The 22941-nt window shown below is 67.5% G+C and carries 24 protein-coding genes; 6 read left to right on the forward strand and 18 right to left on the reverse strand.

Annotation, left to right across the window (positions count from 1 at the left end; all coding sequences use genetic code 11):
• The first annotated feature begins 14 nt into the window (after positions 1-14).
• A complete protein-coding gene (locus CFB82_RS43380) occupies positions 15-161 on the forward strand; it encodes a hypothetical protein (RefSeq protein ID WP_174943684.1) in 147 nt (48 codons plus the stop codon).
• Between the two features lie 278 nt (positions 162-439).
• On the opposite strand, the gene CFB82_RS25800 is transcribed toward CFB82_RS43380, so the two are convergent.
• From CFB82_RS25800 to CFB82_RS25810, 3 genes are all read right to left on the reverse strand, one after another.
• Positions 440-1465, reverse strand: a complete 1026-nt coding sequence (locus CFB82_RS25800; RefSeq protein ID WP_089447621.1) for a DedA family protein/thiosulfate sulfurtransferase GlpE — start codon at positions 1463-1465, stop codon at positions 440-442.
• A gap of 188 nt (positions 1466-1653) precedes the next feature.
• Positions 1654-2160: a cupin domain-containing protein gene (locus CFB82_RS25805; protein WP_069251544.1), complete on the reverse strand. Its 507-nt coding sequence runs from the start codon at positions 2158-2160 to the stop codon at positions 1654-1656.
• A gap of 370 nt (positions 2161-2530) precedes the next feature.
• Positions 2531-3001 (reverse strand): universal stress protein, encoded by a 471-nt coding sequence (locus CFB82_RS25810; RefSeq protein WP_069251543.1) that lies wholly within the window; start codon positions 2999-3001, stop codon positions 2531-2533.
• Positions 3002-3325: 324 nt separating this feature from the next.
• Here CFB82_RS25810 and CFB82_RS25815 point away from each other — a divergent pair, with 324 nt between their 5' ends.
• The gene (locus CFB82_RS25815) at positions 3326-5434 is read left to right on the forward strand and encodes a PAS domain S-box protein (RefSeq protein ID WP_089485834.1); all 2109 of its coding nucleotides are present in this window, start codon (positions 3326-3328) and stop codon (positions 5432-5434) included.
• A gap of 57 nt (positions 5435-5491) precedes the next feature.
• Here CFB82_RS25815 and CFB82_RS25820 read toward each other — a convergent pair whose 3' ends face one another.
• Positions 5492-6625: an RNA-guided endonuclease InsQ/TnpB family protein gene (locus tag CFB82_RS25820; RefSeq protein WP_089485835.1), complete on the reverse strand. Its 1134-nt coding sequence runs from the start codon at positions 6623-6625 to the stop codon at positions 5492-5494.
• Between the two features lie 113 nt (positions 6626-6738).
• On the opposite strand from CFB82_RS25820, the gene CFB82_RS25825 reads away from it, so the two are divergent.
• A complete protein-coding gene (locus tag CFB82_RS25825) occupies positions 6739-7386 on the forward strand; it encodes a response regulator (RefSeq protein ID WP_006483707.1) in 648 nt (215 codons plus the stop codon).
• A gap of 67 nt (positions 7387-7453) precedes the next feature.
• On the opposite strand, the gene CFB82_RS25830 is transcribed toward CFB82_RS25825, so the two are convergent.
• The 8 genes from CFB82_RS25830 to CFB82_RS25865 form a co-directional block, all read right to left on the reverse strand.
• Complete coding sequence (locus CFB82_RS25830) at positions 7454-7858, reverse strand: lysozyme inhibitor LprI family protein (protein ID WP_089447618.1); 405 nt, start codon at positions 7856-7858, stop codon at positions 7454-7456.
• 65 nt (positions 7859-7923) lie between these two features.
• Complete coding sequence (locus CFB82_RS44600; RefSeq protein ID WP_373558851.1) at positions 7924-8223, reverse strand: hypothetical protein; 300 nt, start codon at positions 8221-8223, stop codon at positions 7924-7926.
• A 163-nt stretch (positions 8224-8386) separates the two neighbouring features.
• Positions 8387-8716: a DUF4148 domain-containing protein gene (locus tag CFB82_RS25840; protein ID WP_069251539.1), complete on the reverse strand. Its 330-nt coding sequence runs from the start codon at positions 8714-8716 to the stop codon at positions 8387-8389.
• 223 nt (positions 8717-8939) lie between these two features.
• Positions 8940-9821 (reverse strand): PilZ domain-containing protein, encoded by an 882-nt coding sequence (locus tag CFB82_RS25845; protein ID WP_089485837.1) that lies wholly within the window; start codon positions 9819-9821, stop codon positions 8940-8942.
• 79 nt (positions 9822-9900) lie between these two features.
• Complete coding sequence (locus tag CFB82_RS25850; protein WP_089485838.1) at positions 9901-12501, reverse strand: penicillin-binding protein 1A; 2601 nt, start codon at positions 12499-12501, stop codon at positions 9901-9903.
• A gap of 174 nt (positions 12502-12675) precedes the next feature.
• Positions 12676-13683 (reverse strand): trans-3-hydroxy-L-proline dehydratase, encoded by a 1008-nt coding sequence (gene lhpH, locus CFB82_RS25855; protein WP_089447614.1) that lies wholly within the window; start codon positions 13681-13683, stop codon positions 12676-12678.
• Between the two features lie 64 nt (positions 13684-13747).
• Positions 13748-14869 carry a branched-chain amino acid ABC transporter substrate-binding protein gene (locus CFB82_RS25860; RefSeq protein WP_069251535.1) on the reverse strand — a complete coding sequence of 374 codons (1122 nt, stop codon included), beginning with the start codon at positions 14867-14869 and terminating at the stop codon, positions 13748-13750.
• A gap of 121 nt (positions 14870-14990) precedes the next feature.
• Positions 14991-15728 (reverse strand): FadR/GntR family transcriptional regulator, encoded by a 738-nt coding sequence (locus CFB82_RS25865; RefSeq protein WP_089485839.1) that lies wholly within the window; start codon positions 15726-15728, stop codon positions 14991-14993.
• 263 nt (positions 15729-15991) lie between these two features.
• Between CFB82_RS25865 and lhpI the strand changes: the two genes are divergently transcribed.
• From lhpI to CFB82_RS25880, 3 genes are all read left to right on the forward strand, one after another.
• On the forward strand, positions 15992-16927 hold the full coding sequence (gene lhpI, locus CFB82_RS25870) for a bifunctional Delta(1)-pyrroline-2-carboxylate/Delta(1)-piperideine-2-carboxylate reductase (protein ID WP_089485840.1): 936 nt from the start codon (positions 15992-15994) through the stop codon (positions 16925-16927).
• Between the two features lie 168 nt (positions 16928-17095).
• On the forward strand, positions 17096-17500 hold the full coding sequence (locus CFB82_RS25875; protein WP_069251532.1) for a response regulator transcription factor: 405 nt from the start codon (positions 17096-17098) through the stop codon (positions 17498-17500).
• A 16-nt stretch (positions 17501-17516) separates the two neighbouring features.
• On the forward strand, positions 17517-18296 hold the full coding sequence (locus CFB82_RS25880; protein ID WP_069251531.1) for a helix-turn-helix domain-containing protein: 780 nt from the start codon (positions 17517-17519) through the stop codon (positions 18294-18296).
• Positions 18297-18335: 39 nt separating this feature from the next.
• On the opposite strand, the gene CFB82_RS25885 is transcribed toward CFB82_RS25880, so the two are convergent.
• From CFB82_RS25885 to CFB82_RS25910, 6 genes are all read right to left on the reverse strand, one after another.
• Positions 18336-18686: a metal ABC transporter ATPase gene (locus CFB82_RS25885; protein ID WP_089485841.1), complete on the reverse strand. Its 351-nt coding sequence runs from the start codon at positions 18684-18686 to the stop codon at positions 18336-18338.
• A gap of 155 nt (positions 18687-18841) precedes the next feature.
• Positions 18842-19081, reverse strand: a complete 240-nt coding sequence (locus tag CFB82_RS25890) for a UDP-glucose 4-epimerase (protein ID WP_069251529.1) — start codon at positions 19079-19081, stop codon at positions 18842-18844.
• 16 nt (positions 19082-19097) lie between these two features.
• Positions 19098-19388 carry a DUF1488 domain-containing protein gene (locus CFB82_RS25895; RefSeq protein ID WP_069251528.1) on the reverse strand — a complete coding sequence of 97 codons (291 nt, stop codon included), beginning with the start codon at positions 19386-19388 and terminating at the stop codon, positions 19098-19100.
• Between the two features lie 138 nt (positions 19389-19526).
• Positions 19527-19925, reverse strand: a complete 399-nt coding sequence (locus CFB82_RS25900; protein ID WP_011355271.1) for a DUF488 domain-containing protein — start codon at positions 19923-19925, stop codon at positions 19527-19529.
• A 161-nt stretch (positions 19926-20086) separates the two neighbouring features.
• Positions 20087-21289 (reverse strand): amino acid aminotransferase, encoded by a 1203-nt coding sequence (locus CFB82_RS25905; RefSeq protein ID WP_089447608.1) that lies wholly within the window; start codon positions 21287-21289, stop codon positions 20087-20089.
• Between the two features lie 45 nt (positions 21290-21334).
• A complete protein-coding gene (locus CFB82_RS25910; protein WP_069251526.1) occupies positions 21335-22720 on the reverse strand; it encodes an amino acid permease in 1386 nt (461 codons plus the stop codon).
• Between the last annotated feature and the right edge of the window lie 221 nt (positions 22721-22941).

A 22941-nucleotide genomic window follows, 5' to 3' on the forward strand; every position in this document is an offset into this window, starting at 1 on the left:
GCAAGCAGAGCGTCTTGTTGAAATCGGAACTGCGTTCAGCGTTGATGTCCGACCAGCAGCGGGAAATCATGCGGCGGGTGAAGGAGTTGTTTTTGCCGCCAGAAAGTCACGCGGCGATCTGTTTCGATGCGACGCATGCGGTACATGCGGCCGTTGATTGACGGCCCCGCCTGTTACTTGGGATCAATTGAGGAGCGCCCTGCCAAGCATCCCGCCTGATGAGGTTGCAAGGAACGCACGCGAACGGCTGAAAGCAGTTCGCGCGCAATCTAAACCTAAGAGTGTTGTACGGAAAGGCGACGCGAGGCATGCAGTTTCTTTTTCCAGACTGCTCCATTGTTCTGCCGATATCTGCACCAACGATCCAGCGCGGTCCATGCTACCGACAAAAATTTGGTGCACTTTTTGGACACTTTCTGTCAGGAACGCCCCCCCGGCATCACTTCGACAGCGTCGCGCGCACCGTGTATTCGCCTTCGATCGCAGCGTGATCCGGCCGCACGAAATAACGCGACGCATCAAGATCGGCCGGCATCGGCTCGACCGGATAGCCGTGCTTCTCCCACGCATCGAGGCCGCCCTTCAGCGCGCGGATGTTGTGGATCATCTTCTTGCGCTGCATCTTCGCGATCAAGCGCTTCGCGGTGGCCTCGTTCGGGCACACGCAATAGACGACGATCGGCCGCTTCAGCATTTCCGGATCGAGCAGGTCCGGCGAATCGAGATCGACCGGCACCGCGCCGGCGATCCGGTACGGTTCGCGCTCGCGGATCGCTTTCGGCCGCGCGTCGAAGATCAGCGGCGGCTCGTCCGACGTCATCATCTCGACGAGCTGCGGCGGCGAGATGCGCACCTGCGCGAGATAGCGGCGGAACTGCACGCGACGCACCCAGCGGTACAGCAGGAACGTGATGAAGATCGCGAGGAATGCATCGAGGATCGTGCCGCCGCTCGCGCGCACCCACAGCACGAACTGGACGATCTGGTCGTGAATGGCCGCGCCGCCGACCAGCCAGAACGCGGCCCACAGCGATGCGCCGGCCAGGTCCCAGAACAGGAACACGCCGACGCCGATCGCGGTCGTGCCGAGCAGCGGCGCCGACACGAGGCCGAGGCCCGGCAGGAATTTGGACAGCACCAGCAGCGGCGCGCCGTATCTTTCGAACACGTTACGTGCGAAACGCAGCGTCGTGTCGAGCGACAGCGAGAAGCGCACGAGGCCGTTCAGCAGGCGCCGGCCGCGCGTGCGGCCCATGAAGAACCACAGCGAATCGGCCAGCATCGTCGCGCCGATCGCCGCCGCGAACATGCTGACCCAGGACGCCTGCCCCATTGCCGCCATCGTGCCGCCGAGAATCAGCATCGGCACGGCCGGCACCGGCACGCCGAGCTGCGTGATCAACACGCTCGCGAACACGGCCCACGGGCCGAGCGACGATGGAATAGCGATGGGAAAGTGCCACACGGCGGCGCTCCTGGAAGGCATGCAGCCGTGCGACGAGGGCCGTCGGCACTGCTGGGCAACGGCTGCCGCGGCACGCCCGCGGCCGACCCGATGCACCACGGCATTCTAAACGGGTTTGGCCGCGACCGCGCGGAACACGCACCGTCGGCACGGGCTTCGCGCCCTTGGCGGCACCGCCGTGACCGTCGTCACATGTCCGTGCGCTGGGCGAGCTGCCCGACGTGTTCCGCGTAGTCGGGAAACGCGGCGGCCAGCGCGGCCGCGTCGGCCAGTTCGAATTCCGCGAACTCGAAGCCCGGCGCCACCGTGCAGCCGACGAGCGCGACGTGCTCCGGCGCCGCGCAGCGCGCGCCGAACCAGCTTCCGGCCCGGACGACCGCCTGGAACACGGTGCCCGGATGCGTGAGCGGGTTGCCGAGCCGATGGATCGTCAGCCCGTCGCGCTCGTCGAGCACCCACACTTCGATCGGGTCGCCCGCGTAGAAATGCCAGACTTCGTCGGAACGGATCCGGTGCCACGACGAATACGCGCCGTCGCACAACAGGTAGTAGATCGCGGTCGACGCGGCGCGTGGCGCGCCGTCGGCCGGACGCACGACCGAATCGGTCGCACGGTAGGTTTCGCGAAAATAGCCGCCTTCGGGATGCGGCTGCAGGTCGAACTGGCGAATCAGGTCGGTAGCGGAGATCGGCATGGCGGATGACGTCGGTAAGGTAAGGAACCGGGCACCCGGCGTACGGCCTCGCTTCGCTCATCGCGCGCGCGACCGCATGCCGCCGGATGCTGCTGCGTCGATCGCCGCGGCCATGCGCGCGGCGAACAAGCGGACACCGGTCGATGCTGCCAGAACTGCGTGTCGGGATGCAACCGCCGGCACGCGATTGCGGCCACGAAGGGGCATCGGGCGTGCCGCCCTCGCGCGGCCGATGTGACGCAAGCGACAGCCGCGCTCACACACCGTGCATCGTGCGTTTCCGTTTCATCAGGCCGTCATCCGACGAATGCGCGAGACGGTCGCCGCCTGCGACCGCCCGTGCGTCAACGTCGGCGCGTTGCCGCGGGCGTCACGCGGTCGCCGCCGTGCCGGGCTCGTTGTGCCGCACCAGCAGCACGGGCCGGTCGGCCGCGCGCAGCAGCGATTCGGCGACGCTGCCGAGCAGCAGCCGGCGCAGGCCATGCCGCCCGCTCGTGCCCATCACGATCAGGTCGGCATCGGCTTCGGCCGCCGTGCGCATCAGCACGGTGGCGACATCCTCGCCGTAGGCGTCGAGCGCGCGCACGGTGCCCGACACATGCTCCTGCGCGAGCACCGCCTTCGCATCGTCGAGCACCGGCGTCACGGCATCGGTCGCGGCCGCATCGCCTTCGCGCGCGGCAGCGAAGCCCGCATCGACGTCGACGAGCTGCGGCCGGTGCTCGACGACATACGCGCAGGTCACTTCACCGCCGGACGCCGCCGCGATCCGGATCGCCTCGTTCAGCGCGAGACGCGCGCTCGGGCTGCCGTCGAGCCCGACGAAAATCCGCTTGTACATGGTCCGTCCCTCCGACCGGGCACGCATCGCGCGTCGCGCGACGGCGGCCCGTTATCGCCCCCCGGCCCGGTGCCGGGTGGCCTGCCGAACAGTCTGCCCCACGTGTCGACGCGCCCGTTGATGCGCGTCAAAGCGCGGCCGGCGCGCCCGCTGCTTCCCGCCGGTTGCCGCAATTTCTAGTGGCCCCATTACAAAAAACGTGTAAATCGCGCACAATTTCATCTTGAAAATAGACGTTGCGTGCAGCCGGTGCGAGTTTTACCCGGTTTTGCCGTGCTGCTCCCGGTGCCAGGGAGCAGCCCCTGACAACAGAATGCCAATCGAATGACCGCAAGTGGAACCCCGACGCGTGACACCCGAGGGCCCACGCGCCTCCAGATCATGTTACGCCAGCCGCTCGCGGCCGGCGTCGTTGCACTGTGCGCCGGCGCCGTGCTGTCGCTCGGCGTCGCGCTGCTCGTGCGCGAGCAGTGGCAAGGCGCCGTCCATACGCGTTTCGAACGCCGCACGACGCACGTGACCGCGATGCTCCGCCACGAGCTGCAATCCAGCGCGGCCGTGCTCGAAGGCGCGCGCGGCGCGTTCAGCCTCGTCCCGGGCATGACGCCCGAACAATGGCGCCGGTATGCGGAGATGCTCGACCTCGACAGCGGCCGCTCGCCGGTCCGCCAGATCGGCTATGCGCCGCTGCCGCCCGCGACGCGCACCGCCCTCGCCGGCGCGAAGCCGGTGCCGGCCGGCACGCTCGCGACCGCCGCGCTCAGCGCACCGGCGTCGAACTCACCGGTCGTGCGTTTCGGCGCGTCCGACGCGGCGCCGCTCGGGCGCGCGCTGCAGACCGGCGACGTCGCGCTCGGCGTCCACCCGGCCGACGACGACGCGTCGCGCGACGCCCGCACCTTCACGCTGTTCCTGCCGGTTGCCGCGTCGCCGCATGCTGCCGCCACACCGCCCGGCCTGCGCGAAACCGGCGCCGACGGCGTGCTGTTCGCGGCGTTGAGCCCGCGGCGCCTGGTCGAGCGGGCGCTCGACGCGGAACGCGGGATCGACGTATGGATCACCGCCGGCGGCGATCGGCGCGCGATCGTCAGCGTCGAAACGACGACCGACGAGGCCTCGGCTTCGCCGGACCTGATGCGGCGCACCGACGAACTGAATTTCGGCGGCACGGTGCTGACGCTCGCGTATTCCGCGGATGGCCGCCCGAGCGCCACCGGGGCGCAACGCGCGGCCGGCACCGTGCTCGCCGCGGGGTTGATCGCGTCGATCGCATTCGCGGTGCTGATCCATGCGCTGCTGCGCGCCCGCTCCGCCGCCGATTCGGGCGCGAGCAGCCGCGGCATCCTCAACGAGGCGCGGATGATGGGCATCATCCGTTCGTCGATGGAAGCGATCATCACGATCGACGAAAAGCAGACGGTCGTGATCTTCAATCCGATGGCCGAGCAGGTGTTCGGCGTGTCCGCGATGGAAGCGATCGGTGCGCCGCTGTCGCGCTTCATTCCCGAGCGGTTCCGCGCCGCGCACGCCAGGCACGTCGACCAGTTCGGCGTGACGGGCGTGTCCGAGCGGCAGATGGGCCGCCAGCGGGTGCTGTTCGGGCTGCGCGCCAACGGCGAGGAGTTTCCGATCGAGGCGTCGATCTCGCAGATCCGCGACGCGTCGGGCAAGCTCTATACGGTGATGCTGCGCGACATCACCGAGCGGCAGCGCGCCGAGAACGCGCTGAAGCAGTCGCGCGAGGAATTGCGCGAACTGTCCGCGAACCTGCAGAACGTGCGCGAAGAGGAAAAGACCCGCATCGCGCGCGAATTGCACGACGACCTCGGCCAGCAGCTCACCGCGCTGAAGATGGATCTGTCGGTGATCGAACAGCAGCTGCGCGTGCCGGGTCGCATACAACCCGACGAAGACGTGCAGACGCACCTGCAGGGCATGCGGCGGCTGATCGACACGACGGTCGCGTCGGTGCGACGCATCGCGGCCGACCTGCGGCCGGTGATGCTCGACGATCTCGGCCTGGTGCCCGCGATCGAATGGCTCGCGAACGATTTCACGAACCGCTATGGAATCGATGTCGAACGGCACATCGAAACCGGCGGGCTCACGTTCACCAGCGCGGGCGCGACCACGTTGTTCCGGATCGTCCAGGAAGCGCTGACGAACGTCGCGCGTCACGCGGATGCGACGCGCGTCGCGCTGCGGCTCGACGTCGAGGAAGGCTTCTGCGTGCTGCGCGTCGCGGACAACGGCCGCGGCTCGGCGCCCGGCGGCCCGGCCCATGAAGACAAATCGTTCGGCTTGATCGGCATTCGCGAACGCGCCCACATGCTGGGCGGCACCGTGACGATCGACACCGCGCTGGCGCGCGGTTTCTCGATCACCGTCGCACTCCCGCTCAGTACCGTCCAACAGGAAACACTCATCTCTTGACTCATCCTTCCCTCAAGAAGGAAATTCCCACTTCACCGAATGCCACCCAACATCGCCTCAAAGAGACATGGGATTTACGCTTTCTCCATGGGCTGACACCGCCAGTCCGGCGGCCAAAACGTTACGCGCGGCGTTGATGTCGCGGTCGTGGTATGTCTCGCATTCCGGACAAACCCACGCCCGCTCCTTCAACGGCAGACTGGCTACGGTATGCCCGCAACCCGAGCAACGCTTGCTGGATGGATACCAGCGATCGATACTGATCAGCGTGCGACCGTACCACGCGGCCTTGTACGTCAACTGCCGCACGAACTCCGACCACCTTGCATCGCTGATCGATTTCGCGAACCTTCGGTTCTTCAGCATGTGCTTGATAGCAAGACTTTCGACGGTGATCACTTGGTTTTCGTTGATCAACCGGGTCGAAAGCTTGTGCACGAAATCCCGGCGGCAATCTGCTATCCGAACATGCATGCGTGCGACTTTGAGCCTCGCCTTCCTGCGGTTGGCGGAACCCTTTTGCTTCTTTGCCAGCCTCCGTTGCAGCTTGGCAAGTTTGGCCTCGTTCTTGCGAAACACGTTCGGCGCAGCGATCTTCTCGCCCGTCGAAAGAACGACAAAATCTGTCACCCCGAAGTCAATGCCAATCTTGCCGGTCGACTTCGGTTTTACGGAAACCGCGTCATCGCAAAGCATCGACACGTGGTATCGACCCGCCGCGTCTTTCGACACCGTGACGGTCGTCACCCTTGATCCTTTCGGAATCGTGCGCGACCAACGGATCATGAGCGGCGCATCCATCTTCGCCAGCCTCAGCGCTGAGCCATCCCACCTGAAAGCACTTGCCGTGTATTCAGCGGATTGCGCGCTGTCCTTGCGACGGAAGTTTGGGTACTTGGCACGCTTGGCGAAAAAGTTCGCAAATGCCGTCTGCAAATGGCGCAGCGCCTGCTGGAGCGGGACCGAACTGACCTCGTTCAACCATACATGCTCCGGCGTTCTCTTCAGCTCGGTGAGCGCGGCGGAGGTTTCGTGATAGCCGACACGCTCCTCGCGCTGATGCCACGATTCGGCACGCATACGCAACATGTGGTTATACACAAAACGCACACACCCGAACGTCCGAGCAAGAATCGCTGCTTGCTCGGACGTCGGATAGAACCGGAATCGGTAGGTGCGCTTGATGTCCACGCCTCACACCATGTCACATGCTCGCGTGTGCCTCAAGCATTGGAGCAGCCGCTAATCGGCTTCTCCCCTTTCACTCCCCAGCCTGAAAGGGCGGGTTTCTCGGAGCAAACCTGATGATCAAGGTGCTCATCGCCGACGACCATACGCTCGTACGCGACGGTCTGCGACACATCCTCCAGAATGCCACCGGATTCGAGGTGGCCGGCGAAGCCTGCGACGGCCCGTCGACGATCGCGCTGGTGCGCGCCACGCCCGCGCAGGTGCTCGTGCTCGACCTGTCGATGCCGGGCCGCAACGGCGTCGAACTGATCAAGCAGATCAAGGACGAGAAGCCCGCGCTGCGCGTCCTCGTGCTGACCATGCACGCGGAGCAGCAATACGCGGTGCGCGCGTTCCGCGCCGGTGCGTCCGGATATCTGACGAAGGAAAGCGCGAGCGCGGAGCTGGTCGGCGCGGTCACCAAGGTGGCGTCAGGCGGCGTCTACGTGAGCCTCGCGATGGCCGAGCAGTTCGCGCAGAGCCTGAACGAGCCAGCCGAGACGCTGCCGCACCAGCGGCTGTCCGACCGCGAATTCGACGTGTTCCGGCGGATCGCCGCCGGCCAGACACTGACCGAGATCGCCAACGCGCTGTGCGTGAGCGCGAAGACGGTCAGCACGTACAAGACGCGGATCCTGGAAAAGATGCAGATGCCGCACGAAGCGGCGCTGGTGCGTTACGCGATGCGGCACAAGCTGCTCGACGAAACGGACGACGTGTAATGGACGACGTCCGGCAGCGGCGGGATGGCAGGTGCCGCCGGCCGGGCGGCGCGCCCCGCTTACCCGCTTACTTGGCCGCCACGGGGCACGCGAGATCGCCTTCCTCGCACGACAGATAGCCCTTCAGCGTTTCGGTGCGCAATTTCGTCAGATCGTCGAGGCAGGTCGACACGACCATCGGATACGCGCTGCCGCCCTCGGCGTTCGTGCTGGAGAAGTTGCATTCGGCATCGCGGTACGCGATCCACGCACGCTGCGCATTCACGAGTTTGTCGGCAAGCGGCCGCGCATCGCGCAGGCGCGCGGTGACGGCCTGGTAGGTGCGGTTCAGTTCCCCGTCGGATTTCTTGTACGCGCGATCGGCGCACGCCGTCATCGCCGCCTGATCCGTCGCGTCGGCACAATTCGCCTGCGCATGGGCGACGTTCGCCGCCAGCGCGAGCGAGCACAGCAGACCGGTCAAGACACGCATGGATGCTCCTTGTTGTTCGTTGAAGTCGTGGAACCCGGTGCGTTGCCGCGCCCCGTTTGCATCGGTCACCGTGCCACGGTGACATCGACCGCGATGCTAGCGCACGCGCGGCGGATTGTCAGCGGGCGCCGCGCGACCGGCGGCCGCCAGGGTTGGTTCGCCATCGGCAGATAACGCTCGAAGAACGGCGTCACGTCGAAGTAGTCGTGTCGGGACTGCCCGCTTGCGTCCGTCGCCGCCATCTCGTCGTATCGACGGTCGCCCTTCCGGATCAGCGCGTGGCCGGTCACACGAAGGTGTTTCACCGCCAGCCACGAATACGCTTCATTGACGGCGACCACATGAACGGCCGTCTCGGGCGTCAACCCGTCGCCGCTGCGCGCGATATCCGGCGTCATGCCCTCCATTGCGCCGAACATCGTTTCCGAAACGTTTCGGCGCAAAAACGCCCGCACTCGAATGAACCGAGTGCGGGCTTTCCGATACGGCTGAGACAGCGGCCCCGAAGGCCGCCATCCGGGAGCGGGCTCAGTGGCCGAAGAACACCGACGAGCGGTCGGTTGCGGCCGGCACGACCACGCGCTGACCCGACTGCGACGCCGCGGCAGGGTTCGAACCGTAGCCCGTTGCATCCGCTTGCGCACCGGTGTTCTGTGCGGCGGCGATCTTTGCCTGTGCGGCCTGGATGTTTTCCGGGTAGTTCATCCAGTCGTTCGGGTTGTAGCCGGCCTTTTCGAGCTGGACCAGCTCGGCGCGCACTTGCGCGCGCGTCAGCGGCTGCTGGTTCGATTGGGCGAACGAGACCACCGGTGCTGCCACCAGGGCGGCCAGTGCAACTGCCTTGATCAGCGATTTCATGATGCGTTACCTCCAGAATTGTTTTGTCAGGCGCTTCGGACTCGGGGTCGTTGCGCATGAGTAGAAGTCTAGGAGGCGGCGCTATCAGGGTAAATACTTAAATCGCGAATTCACTGTTGACGGAAACCATACAATCTCGGCGGAATACGCCGAATCGTCAGATGATTATCGGCATTCATGCACTGAATACCGTGGCACGGCGCCTGGTGTGCCCAGCCCTGCATCAGCGCCGCCGGTCGGTATCCGACGACGCCATCAGCCGATCGAACAGCAGCGCCTTGAGGCGGATCAGGTCGTCGGCGCCGGTCTCGCCGAACGCCGCGTGATGCAGCGTCAGCGCGGGCGCCGCCGGATCGGCATGGACGGCCCGCACCGTGCCGTCGAGCGCCAGCAGCTCGACCCGGTCGCCCGCCCCGTACGGAAGCTGCACGCGCACGGGTTCGCCGATTGCGGCGATCGGCCGGTCGACGGCAATCGACAGGCCGCTCAAGCTGATGTCGTGCACCATCCCGATGCCTTCCGCCCCCTCCGACCCGCCCGCGCAGCAGGCGGCGATCCGCACGGGCACGCGCGGCTCCGCGCGCGTGCGCAGCCGGTCGACGAAGCCGGGCGGCGACAGCACCAGGAACCGCGACGCACCCGCCGCCTGCACCGACTCGACCGTCGCGCCGAAACGCGACACCGCGGCACGGCCGATCGCCACGGCCTCGATGTCGTCGCCACGCGCGAAGTCGAGCGTGGCCGCCGGCTGCGGCTCGACGAACAGCGCGCCCGACGCGGCGATGCCGATCAACCGGCAGCGCTGCAGCCCGCGGGTCGTGCCGACCCGGCGGCGGATGCCGATCGAAGCCCCAGCCGACAACCCCATCCGCGGCGTGTGAGGCGCCGCGTCAGGCACGCGCGTCTCGGCCGCGGCTTCGGCGTCGTCGCGCCGCCGTACCGGCCGGAAATGGTCGAACAGGAAGGCATGCTGCGCGGCATCGCGCAGCGTCGTGCCGGCCGGCAGCAGCGCGGCGCCGTCGGCATCGTAGAGATCGAAGCCGAGCGGGACGCCGGCGGCGAGATCGTCGCGCGTGAGCGGGACGTAGTCGGTAGATAGCCTCATCGGGGAGGCGCGGAACGCCCGCGCGAGCTGTCATGACAACATGATTACGGCAGCATCGCGCGAGTTCTGAACGGCGCCGTTACTGCGATGCGCCGGTCGCGTCGGGCGCGGCCGGTACCGGCGCCTGGGACGGTGGGGCCGAAGGAGCGGCAGCCGGTGCGGCGCCGGGGCCCGCGCTGCCTCCGCCCGCCGCGCTCGCCCCCGCGGGCGGCTGCGCGGGCGGCTGCGCGGGTTGCGGCTGCGATGCGCCTGCCGACAGCGCGGCGGCCGACGCGGCCACTTCGGACGCCGGCACCCATTCCTCGACGATGCCCCCCGATGCCGCTTCGGGCGCCGACGCAGCCGATGCGGCCGACGCCTCGTCGGTACCAGCCTCGGGCGCCGGCTCCACCCGCTGCGTCCTGACCGGTGCGGGCGCCTTCTTCGCCTCGGGCGGGAACCACGTATCGAACAGGTCCGTCGCGCGTTCGCGCAGCGACGCGAACCAGCCCGGCGACGGCTCGGTGTCGAATTTCGCCTTCGTATCGACGATCCGGGCGCGCTGCGCACGCTGGAAGAAATCGCCGACGATCGGCAGCGCACTGTGCGCGCCCTGCCCCCAGTAGTCGCTGCGCAGCGTCACGCGGCCGTCGTCGAAACCGACCCACGCACCGGCCACGAGGCCGGGCTGCATCAGGATGAACCAGCCGTCCGCGTTGTCCTGCGTCGTGCCCGTCTTGCCGGCCACGTCGCCGCGGATCCCGAAACGCGTGCGAATGCTGCCGCCCGTGCCGCGCGTCACGACGTCGCGCATCACGCTGAGCAGCGTCTTGTCGGTTTCGGCGTCGAGCGCGCGCTCGGGCGGCGCCGGCGCGTATTCGGCGAGCACGTCACCCTGGCGGTTCTCGATGCGCGTCACCATCTGCGGCTCGACATACAGCCCGCCGTTCGCGATCGTCGCGTACGACGCAACCATCTCCTTCAGCGTGACCGGGCTCGTGCCGAGCGCCAGCGACGGCACGCGTTCGAGCGGGCTTTCGCGCACGCCCATGTCGCGTGCGAGCCTGGCCACGGCAGCCGGCCCGACTTTCTCCATCACCTGCGCGGTGATCCGGTTGCGCGACAGCGCGACCGCGTCGCGCAGCGTCATCGGTTTGCCGGTCGGCGGCACGTCGTCGTTCGGCCGCCAGATCTCGCCGCCCTTCAGCGGGATCTCGACCGGCTGGTCGATGAACGTGTCGTCCGGCTTCATCCCGTTCGCGAACGCGACGCCATAGACGAACGGCTTGAACGTCGAGCCCGGCTGGCGCCGTGCCTGCGCGACGTGGTCGAACGGTTCGTTGGTGAAGTCGCGGCTGCCGACCCACGCGCGGATCTGCCCGTCGCGCGGATCGATCGCGAGGAAGCCGGCCTGCACGTCGGTCTTCGCCTTGCACAGCGCGCGCAGGAAGCCGCGGTCGGCCGCGAGCAGCTTCATCGCGGCCGCGTCGTCCTTGCCGGCGTCCTGCGCGGCCTTGTACTCGGGCGACTCGCGCATGAAGGTGCGGAACACCTCGTTGTCGGTGCCGCAGCCGTCGCGGCCGCTCCACGCGTTGTTCGCGATGCCCTGCAGCTGGTTGCCCTGCAGCGTGAGCGCCTGCGTCGCCATCTGCTGCAGCCGCGAGTCGATCGTCGTGCGCACGATCAGCCCGTCCGAGTAGATGTTGTAGTCGTTGCGGTCGGCCCACGCGATCAGCCATTTGCGCAGCTGCTGCGCGAAGTGCGGCGCCGGCCCCGGCGGCTCCTTCTGGCGCTCGAAGTCGATCCGCAACGGCCGGCGCTGCAGCTGCGCGAACTGCGCGGGCGACAGCTTGCCGTACTTCACCATCTGGCCGAGCACCGTGTTGCGCCGCTGCAGCGCGCGCTCCGGGTTCAGCACCGGGTTGTAGTAACTGTTGCCCTTCAGCATCCCGACCAGCGTCGCGCTGTCGAGCACGTCCAGCTCGTCGGCCGACTTGTCGAAATAGGTACGCGCGGCCATCTCGACGCCGTACGCGTTGTACAGGAACGGCACCGTGTTCAGGTAGGTTTCGAGGATCTGGTCCTTGCTGTAGACCGCCTCGATCTTCAGCGCGGTGATCGCCTCCTTCACCTTGCGCGTGAGCGTCGGCGCACGGCCGATCTCGTCCGGATACAGGTTGCGCGCGAGTTGCTGCGTGATCGTCGAGCCGCCCTGGCGGCTGCCCGAGAACGTGTGGAGCGCGGCCGACGCCGTGCGCTTCCAGTCCAGGCCGTGATGCTCGTAGAAACGGTGATCCTCGGTCGCGATCAGTGCGTCGACCATGTGCGGAGAGATCTGCTTGAGCGACACCCACTCGCGGTTCGACGGCTTGAATTCGGCCAGCAGCTTGCCGTCGGCGGACAGCACCTGCGCGGGCTGGTCGACGCGTGCCTTGCGGATGTCGCCGATGCCCGGCGTGAACGGGATGAGCACGACCACGTACACCACGAACAGCGCCGGCACGGCGGCACCGGCGAGCAGTACGCCGCGGCGCGTCGGGTGGCGGACATGGTGCCACGCGGTGGCGGCGAGAGGCTTGACCCGCGCGACGGCGGCAGCCGCGACGGGTTGGGCGCGCGCGACCCATCTGGCACAGAAGGCACGCACTGACGACACGTTTCGGCGATTCACGCGGGTGGAGCTCGGCTGAAAAGGCTGCATCGTACCAAACTCGCGCGGGATGCCGGACTGCGATGGCGTGGCGGCAACACACAGGGGGCGGCTGTGCGGGCGGTCCACACGCAAAAAAGGCGCGTGCCCCGCAACGGGAACGACGCGCCAAACCTGGTACTACAACCGGGAAGCCGTGCGACGGTGAATGATCGGCGCGGCCGCTCAGCGCACGAGAAAACCGTAGGTCAGCGGATCGCGCTCGTCGACGATCCAGTTCGCGAACCCGCAGATATGGGCGCTGCCCTCCACTTCCGGAATCACGGCCGGGATGTCGCCGACCGTCGTTTCACGCAGCACGCGCCCCTTGAAGACCGTGCCGACGATCGATTCGTTGACGAGCGTATCGCCGGCCGCGAGCCGCCCGCGCTGGTAGAGCTGCGCAACCCGGCCGCCGGTGCCGGAGCCCGTCGGCGACCGGTCGACCTCGCGATCCGCGAACACGCAGCAGTTCGCCTGCGTCGAGCCCGGGTGGCGCGGCGCATTCGCGATGATCGTGCCGTAGATGTGGTTGATTTCCGGGATCTCCGGATGCACGACCGGGTATTTCGCGTTCGCGGCGGCCTTCACTTCCGCGCCGAAGCGGATCAGTTTCTCCACCGCCGCTTCGCGCACCGGCAGGTCGAACGGCGCACCGTCGACGTAGAAATAGAACGCACCGCCGTACGCGATGTCGCCGGTCACGGTGCCGAACGACGGCGTCTCCACCGACACGTCGCGCTGCCAGATGAACGACGGCACGTTGACGAAGCGCACGGGCCCCGCATGCTCGCCGTCCCACTTGACGAACGCCTCGATGAAACCGCACGGCGCGTCGATGCCGACCCGCGTTTCCGGCACCGTGCGCTGCACCCAGCCGAGCTCGACCGCCGCGGTCGACAGCGCGATCACGCCGTGCCCGCAATGATCGCTGTAGCCCTCGTTGTGCACGAAGATCACGCCGAAATCCGCGTTCGGCGACACGGGCTCGGTCAGGTAGCCGCCGTACATGTCGGCGTGGCCGCGCGGTTCGAACATCAGCGCGCGGCGGATCTCGTCGGCGTTCTCCTTGAGCCACGCGCGACGCTGGACGATCGTGTCGCCGGGCGCGCGCGGCAGCCCGCTCGTGACGATGCGGAACGCTTCGCCGCCGGTGTGGACTTCGACGGTGGAAAGGGATCGGGAAATTTTCATGGGGAATCGAAAGCGTTGAAACGAAGAACGGCGGCCGCGCCGCCGTCCGATGGCAGGCTGGCCGTTACTTCGCGTACGGTTCCGGCAGGCCGTTGCGGATCACGTAGACGGTGGTCGGCGCGCCCTTCAGGTCGCCGTTCGCGTCGAACGAATAGGTGCCCGCGACGCCCGCGTAGTTCGACTTCGCGAGCTGCGCGATCAGCTTCGCCTTGTCGGTGGTCGTGCCGGCCTTGACCATCGCGTCGGCGAGCAGCTTCATCCCGTCGTAGTAGTTCACGCCGTAGACCTGCGTATCGGTGTGATACGCGTCGTGGTACTTCTTCAGGAATTCGCGCCCGGCCGCCGTCTTCTCGAGCGCGACGCCGCCCTGCGCGCAGTAGACGATCGACGCCGCGTCGCCCGCGACCTTGCCCATGTCGGCCGAGCAGATGCCGTCGCCGCCGAGCAGTTTCGCGCGCACGCCGCGCTGCTTCATCTGCTTGGCCATCGGCGCGCCCTGTGCCGCATAGCCGCCGAAGAAGATCACGTCGGGGTTGCTGGCCTTGATCTTGGTGAGAATGCCGAGGAAATCGGTGGCCGAGGAACTCGTGAACTCCTGGTCGACGATCTTGATCCCGTTCGCCTTCGCGACGTTCATGAACTGCTCGGCCACGCCCTGCCCGTACGCGGTGCGATCGTCGATCACGGCGGCGGTCTTCGCGTTCAGGGTCTTCGCGGCGAAGGTGGCCATCGTGCCGCCGAGCTGTTCGTCGCTCGCGCCGATCCGGAAGATGTTCTTGAAGCCCTGCTTCGTCAGTGCCGGGTTCGACGCCACCGGCAGCATCGGCACGCCGGCAGTCGAGTACACGCGCGAGGCGGGAATGGCGACGCCCGAGTTGTACGGCCCGAGCACCGCGACCACGCCCTTGTCGACGAGGTTCTGTGCAACCTGCACGCCGGCCTTCGGGTCGGCCTGGTCGTCGTCGGAGACCAGTTTGAAGGTGACGGTCTTGCCGGCGACCTTGATGCCGGCCTTGTTGAGTTCGTCGACGGCCAGGCGCGCGCCGTTTTCATTGTCCTTGCCGTTCGCGGCCTGCGGGCCGGTCAGCGGCGCCGAATGGCCGATCATGACGACTTCCTGCGCATGCGCGGAAGTCAGCGCGCCGGCGGCGATGGCCACCGAGAGCGCGGTAACGAGGTGTCGCATGATGTCTCCTGATTGGTTTTGTGTGAAACCAATGTAGGATACGCGTGGTCACCATGCAAGCAATTTCAAAATAAAAATGTCGATTCTGGTCATTTTTCAGACCAGAACGAACCCAACGCGGTCACTTCGGTGCGATGTCGCGCCGCACGCGGAGGATGTGCTGCTCCACATAGAACGCCGCCGCATCGGCGTCGCCGGACACGATCGCCTCGTAGATCAGCCGGTGTTCGGACACGTAGAGCCGGATCCGGCCCGCGTCGTAGATGCCGTCGTCCTTCAGCCGTTTCCACAGCGGCTGATCCATCGTCTTCGCGACTTCGTCCGCGATCTTCACGATCAGCGCGTCGCCGGTCATCAGCGCGAGTTGCCGGTGGAACAGCCGGTCGCTCTCGTTCCACAGCGCGCGCTGATGCGGATCGTCGACGTCGGTAATGGTTTCCATCTGGGCCAGATAGCGTTCGGCGCCCGGGTCGGCGCGGCCGTGCGCGGCCGCGAGGCGCGCGATCGCGGGCTCCAGGATCAGCCGCGCGTCGAGCGTCGACGTCGGGCTGAAATCGGGTTCGGACGCCCGGTGCATGTCGCCGCGCTGCGCGAGCACGTCGAGCGGCGACGCGACGACGTAGGTGCCCGAATTGCGCTTCGTGAACACGAGCCCTTCGTTCTGCAGTGCGCCGAGCGCCTCGCGCACGGCCGGCCGGCCGACCTGGAACAGCCCCGCGAGCTCGCGCTCGGACGGCAGCCGCGACTCGGCGGCATAGCGCCCCGCGCGAATTTCGTCGCGGATCTTCTCGGCCACCTGCTCGTAGATCTGCAGCGGCCTGAAACCGCCTTCGAGTGTGTCGGGACGCGCGGACATCATCGTATGGCTCCTGCCCGGTCGCGGGCGTGAATCTGGAATGGGTTCGCACTATACCGGAGCGCGCCGTCATCGAGGCCATGGCGCCCCTTCTGGACAGATATTAGAACCAAAACCGGCGAGGCGCTTTATTTTCTGGGTTGCGGGTGGGCCAGCAAGTGGTATAGATTCGATCCACACTGCCCTGTGTCACGGTATCCGGCAGCCCTGTGGCGGGCGCGGCATGCGCCCGTCGTCCACGCTCACCGACGCATACGACGTACACGATGACCGCTCTTTCCCCGATTCCCGTTTTCGATGCGGCCGACACGGCCGCGCTGCTCGACTATCCGGCGCTGCTCGCCACGCTCAGGCAGGCCGTCACCGACTATGCGGCGGGCGAGATCGTCAGCCCCGAACGCCTGGTCGTGCCGCTGCAGGCGGGCGGCGTGATGCTGTCGATGCCGTCGAGCGCGCGCGACCTCGCGACCCACAAGCTCGTGAACGTGTGCCCGGGCAACGGCGCACGCGGGCTGCCGACGATCCTCGGCCAGGTCACCGCCTACGACGCGACCACCGGCGAGATGCGCTTCGCGCTCGACGGCCCGACGGTCACCGGGCGCCGCACGGCGGCCATCACCGCGCTCGGCATCCAGGCGCTGCATGGCGCCGCGCCGCGCGACATCCTGCTGATCGGCACCGGGAAACAGGCGGCCAATCACGCGGAAGCGCTCGCCGCGATCTTTCCCGAAGCGCGCCTCCACGTGCGCGGCACGCGCGCCGACAGCGCAGCGGCATTCTGTGCCGCGCACCGCGCGCAGGCGCCGCGCCTCGTGCCGCTCGACGGCGACGCGATTCCCGATGCGATCGACGTGGTCGTCACGCTGACGACGAGCCGCACGCCCGTCTATCGCGAAGCCGCGCGCGAAGGCCGGCTCGTGGTCGGCGTCGGCGCGTTCACCGCGGACGCGGCCGAGATCGACGCGAACACGGTGCGCGCCAGCCGGCTGGTCGTCGACGATCCGGCCGGCGCGCGCCACGAAGCCGGCGACCTGATCGTCGCGCAGGTCGACTGGCAGCACGTCGCGTCGCTCGCCGACGTGCTGGGCGGCGCATTCGACCGCAACGGGCCGCTGCTGTTCAAGAGCGTCGGCTGTGCGGCGTGGGATCTCGCCGCGTGCCGCACGGCGCGCGATGCGCTGGCTGCGCGCCAGGCCGGCTGACCCTGCAACGACCTCCTCCAGCCGCGCTCGCGGCACCGCCACCCCGGGGCCGCTCCGGCGATTTCCCGTACGCGTTGTAGGAATCGCCCTACAACGCGTCGCAGCGGCCTACATCAACTTCCAATTCGGCCGATTTCATTTTCGGCGGCGCAACACGATACTGCCGGCATGAATGCCAGCCCGTTACCCGCCGCGCTCCGGGTGTTTCTCGTCGATCACGCCGTCGCCGTCCGGCAGCGGATCGCGCTGCTCGTCGGCGCGATCCGCGGTGTCGCCGTCGTCGGCGAAGCGGAAGACGGCCAGGACGCGTGGACGCAGATCCGCAGCAGCCAGGCGGACGTGGTGATCGTCGACCTGCGGCTGGCGGACGGCAGCGGCCTCGACCTGATCGGGACGCTGTCGAAGGCCGCGCCGCGCATCGTCACGATCGTGCTGACGAATCACTCGGCGCCGGCATTCAGAGAGGCATGCGCGTTGGCCGGAGCCGACTACTTCTTCGACAAGACCGTCGAATTCGACGCCGCATGCCAAGTCATTGAATCCCTGGTGCACGCTCGCGTGCACCGCCCCTGACGAGCCGGAGTGACTCATGTCCACAGCCACCCCCTGCGCCGCCGACGTATCCATCGCGCCTCGGCCGACGATTCCGCTTCGCGCGGTCACGCGCGCCGACGCCGCCAAACACCCCGCCGCGCGCTGCTCGGTGTGCGCGATGCGCACGATGTGCCTGCCGCCGCACCTGACCGCGGCCGAATACGGCCGCCTCGACTCGATCATCTGCACGACCCGGCAGGTGCGCCAGGGCGACGCACTGTTCCGCATCGACGATCCGTTCCAGAGCATCTATGCGGTGCGCGCGGGTTCGTTCAAGACGGTGATGATGCATCGCGACGGCCGCGAGCACGTGACGGGCTTCCAGATTGCCGGTGAAACGCTCGGGATGGACGGCATCGGCGGCGGCCGGCATTGCTGCGATGCGATCGCGCTCGAGGACAGCGTCGTGTGCATCATCCCGTTCGGTGCGCTCGAAGCGGCGTGCCGCGAGATCAAGCCGATGCAACACTTCCTCTACCAGATGCTCAGCAGCGAGATCGTCCGCGAATCGAGCCAGATGCTGCTGCTCGGCACGATGTCGGCCGAGCAACGCGTCGCGCATTTCCTGCTGAACCTGTCGTCGCGCTTCGAGGCGCGCGGCTATTCGGCGACGGAATTCAACCTGCGGATGACGCGCGAGGAAATCGGCTGCTATCTCGGGATGAAGCTCGAAACCGTGAGCCGGATGTTCTCGCGGTTCCATCGCGAAGCGCTGGTCGAAACGCGCGGCAAGCGCGTGCGCATCATCGACTCGCAAGCGCTCGCACGGGTCTGACGGGCCCGGACCAGGCCCGGCGGCGCCGCGCGCGATGCATCATCGCACCGCGCCACCGGCCGCCGCGTTGCGCAGCCCCACCCTTGCACCGCTTGCCTGGCACGCGATCAGTGCCTGTTCGGCCTGCATGAACGCGCGGCGCAGCGCGTCGTCCAGGTTGCCGCCGACGCACGGCGGCAGCGGCCAGCGCGCCGCGTCGTGCATCACGAGGTCGAGTCGTACGTCGTACACGCGAGCGCCATCGGCGGCAGCGCTCGCTTCAATGGCGAGGTGACAGCCGTCGATCAGCGTGCGGAACCGTTCGAGCCGCACCAGCTGCGCGCCAGCTTCGGCTTCGACCGCGGCGGTCCCCGCGAATCCCAGGCAGGCGATCTGCATGCCCACGCCCATGTCGTGTCTCCTGACGGGGCCGCCCGCTCGTCGACCGCCTTGCATGTGCCGCCCGCACCGAAAGGCGGCGGCACGTGTTGCCCGTGGCACGGCGCGATTTCTGCGATCGCTGCCCGGCCGATAGTCTGCCCGCGCCGTCGCCGGCGCGGGTCCGTTCATACGTTGAAGGTCTGCGACGTCTTCATCTCGATCCAGGTCATGCCGGCCCGCAACCCTTCGATCATCGCCTCGCGCTCGGTCGGATACGCATGGCTGTGCTCGAACGTATGATGAAAACGTGCGGCGCCGGTGCCGTGCTCGACCGACACGCGGCAGCGGAATTCGCCCGATTCGCACGGGCGCGTCTCGACTTCGACGGACCAGTCGCGTTCGTGAATGTTGCCTTGCAGTGACATGCGCCCTCCTGCGGTATCAGTCTTCGAGCCGGAAGTGGCCGCTGTGCAGCAGCACCGGCCGGCCGCCGATTTCCTCGAGCATGCGGCGTGCCATCGCCTCGATCGCCGGCCGGTGCGCGTCGAATGCGGCCAGCAGGTCCCGTTCGAGCAGCGACGGCGCGCCGAAATGATCTTCCAGCGCCTCGGCCGTGACCGCGCACTGTACGCAACGTCCGTCGACCAGTGCCGAAAACGCCACGACCAGGTCGCGTGCGCAATATTCGGGTGGTTCCGGCGGGAAGGTAATCTGCATCTGTCCGCCTGTCATCGTCGTGATGGCTCCATGACAAGAGCATAGTGGCGCACGCGCCCGCACGCTTGACCCACGTCAACCGGTTCGCTGCGCCGCACGATCACGGCGCGGCTGCGTGCCGGCGCGGCTGCACGATGCCGCTACAACCGGCTTTCAGCCGGCGTCGGGCTCGATCGCCGCGCCGCGCTCCGCGAGCAGCTCGCGCAGCACGCTGCGGTGGCAATGGCGCTCGTCGTCGCAATAACAGCCGATCGAAAACGCGGTGGTCGCCGACAGCGCCGCCAGCAGGTCGAGCACCTTCGGCGCATCGCCATGCGCCATCTCCGCGCGGAAGTGACGGCGGAACGCGTTCCATTCGGCATCGGTTTCAGCGGCCTGCGCCTGTGCGACGAGTTCCGGGCTCGGCGACAGCGTCGGCAACCATACATCATAGTAGTTGCGCGACGCGAATTCCGCCTTCGGCACGCCGCGCGGCGGCCGCCGCACCGTTCCGATCCGCAGGCCCTCGCCGGCCGCGCGCGGCGTGCCGAGCTGGATGATCCGGATGCCCATGTTGCTCCTTCCGAATGGCGTTGGATGCCGTGATCGTACCGCCGCGCCTGCCCCGCGTCAGCCGGGTGGCGCACATTGCGGCCGCCCAACAAAAAACCGGCTGCCCCCTTGCGGAGACAGCCGGTTCGGCCAGCCGCGTTGCGCGCCGGGGCGCGCCGCGCTCAGACGCCGCTCTTCAGCACCTTGCCGATGGCATCCGCGACGATGGCGACGTTCGAGTCGTTCAGGCCCGCGACGCACATCCGGCCCGAACGCAGCACGTACACGCCGTGCACTTCGCGCAGCGCGTCGACCTGCGATTCGGTCAGGCCCGTGTACGTGAACATCCCGCGCTGCTTCACGTAGCGCGTGAGTGCTTCGCCGCTGACGTGGTCGCGCAGGCCGTCATGGATCGACTGGCGCATCCGCGCGATGCGGCGGCACATCGCCGCCAGTTCCTCTTCCCACTGCTTGCGCAGCGCAGGCGTGCCGAGCACGGTTGCGACGACCTTCGCGCCGTAGGTTTGCGGGTTGCTGTAGTTCGAGCGCACGGCGCCGGCGAGCTGGCCGAGCACGCGGTCGGCCGCGGCGGCATCCTCGCAGACGACGCTCAGGCCGCCCACGCGCTCGCCGTACAGCGAGAAGTTCTTCGAGAACGAATTCGCGACCAGCGCCGGCACGCCGCGGCGGGCCAGCTCGCGCACCGCGAACGCGTCCGCGTCGAGGCCCGCGCCGAAGCCCTGGTACGCCATGTCGACGAACGGCAGCAGCCCGCGCGCCTCGATCACGTCGATCAGCTTCTCCCACTGGCCTTCGTCGAGATCGACACCGGTCGGGTTATGGCAGCACGCGTGCAGCAGCACGATGCTGCGCGCCGGCAGCGCGTCGATCGCCGCGAGCATCGCGTCGAACTTCAGGCCGCCCGTCGCTTCGTCGTAGTACGGGTATGAGTTCACCGTGAAGCCGGCGCGCTCGAAGATGAAGCGATGGTTTTCCCAGCTCGGATCGCTGAGCCACACCTGCGAATCCGGGAAGTAGCGCTTCAGGAAATCGGCGCCCACCTTCAGTGCGCCGGAGCCGCCGAGCGTCTGCAGCGTCGCGATGCGACCGGCCGCGCGGGCCGGGTGATCGGCGCCGAACACGAGCGCCTGGACTGCATCGCGATACGCGGGCAGGCCGACCATCGGCAGGTACGGCTTCGCGCCGCTGTCGCGCTGCAGCGCGGTTTCGGCTTCGCGTACGGCGCCCATCACCGGAATCCGGCCTTCGGCGTCGAAGTAGATGCCGATGCTCAGGTTGACCTTCTGGTCGCGCGGATCTTTCTGAAAGTTCTCGTTGAGCGTCAGGATCGGGTCGCCCGGGTACGCGTCGATGTGTTCGAACATGGCTTGAGTCGGTCTCGTTTGGAAGAATGAGGGTGGTGGCCTGCGTCAGCGTGCGGATGCGCCGTCGTGCACCGCATAGCCTGCATTCTTCTGACGGAAGCGATACCCGACCGCGAGCACCGCGAGCCATACCGGGATCAGGTACACCGACAGGCGGAGATCCGGCGTCAGGTACATCACGACGAGAATGCCGGCCATGAAAGCCAGGCACAGGTAATTCGTGAAAGGATAGCCCAGACTGCGGAAGGAAGTCTCCTCCCCGGCTGCACGCTTGGCCTGGCGGAACTTCAGGTGGATCAGCGTGATCATCGCCCAGTTGATGATCAGCGCCGACACGACGAGGCCCATCAGCACCTCGAACGCCTTGCCCGGCATGAAGTAGTTGACCAGCACGCACACGCCGGTCGCGAGCGCCGACGCGCCGAGCGCGGCGAGCGGAATGCCGCGCTTGTTCACCGAGCACAGCACCTTCGGCGCGTTGCCCTGCTTCGCGAGGCCGAACAGCATCCGGCTGTTGCTGTACACGCCGCTGTTGTAGACCGACAGCGCCGCCGTCAGCACGACCACGTTCAGCACGTTGGCCACCAGGTTGCTGCTCAGCGCGTGGAAGATCAGCACGAACGGGCTGCCGCCGGTGACGACCTTTTCCCACGGATACAGCGACAGCAGCACGGCGAGCGCGCCGATGTAGAAAATCAGGATGCGGTAGATCACCTGGTTGGTCGCGCGCGGAATGCTGCGCTTCGGATCGTCGGCCTCGGCCGCGGTGATGCCGATCAGTTCCAGCCCGCCGAACGAGAACATGATCGCGGCCATCGACATCACGAGCCCCGACACGCCGTTCGGGAAGAAGCCGCCGTGCTGCCACAGGTTCCGGACACTCGCCTCCGGCCCCGCATGGCCGCTCGCGAGCAGCCAGCCGCCGAAGCCGATCATCCCGACGATCGCGGCGACCTTGATGATCGAGAACCAGAATTCCGTCTCGCCGTACGACTTCACGCTGGCCAGGTTCAGCAGGTTGATCGCGACGAAGAAGACCAGCGCCGACACCCAGGTCGGCACGCCGGGCCACCAGTACTGCACGTAGATCCCGACGGCCGACAGCTCGGCCATGCTGACGAGGATGTACAGCACCCAGTAGTTCCAGCCCGACAGGAAGCCGGTGAAGTGGCCGACGTACTTGTTGGCGAAGTAGCTGAACGAGCCGGCGACGGGCTCGTCGACGACCATCTCGCCGAGCTGGCGCATGATGAAGAACGCGACGATGCCGGCCACCGCGTAGCCGAGCAGCACGGACGGGCCTGCCATCTTGATCGTCTGCGCGATGCCGAGGAACAGCCCCGTGCCGAGCGCGCCGCCGAGCGCAATCAGCTGGATGTGCCGGTTCTTCAGCCCGCGCTTCAGGCCGTCGCTCTCGTTTCCAGAAACCATGTCTTCTCCACTTTGTCCGCCCCCGCCTGCAGCGGGGTGCGGCGCGCCTCGGTGTGCCGGGCGCTGTTTTACTGTGCCGGGGCCGTTCGTGGAGCCGCCGGGTTGGGGACTGCAATCTTCGCGTGGCGGCGCCCGATTCGCGTCGGCGTGCCCGCCAGACCGGCCGCCGACCGTCGCCGCGCCCGCAGTGCTGCGTTCGCACACGAAAATCCGGCGTCAGT

Origin of the sequence: Burkholderia sp. HI2714, from assembly GCF_002223085.1 — a bacterium.
GTDB classification, from domain to species: Bacteria; Pseudomonadota; Gammaproteobacteria; order Burkholderiales; family Burkholderiaceae; genus Burkholderia; species Burkholderia lata_D.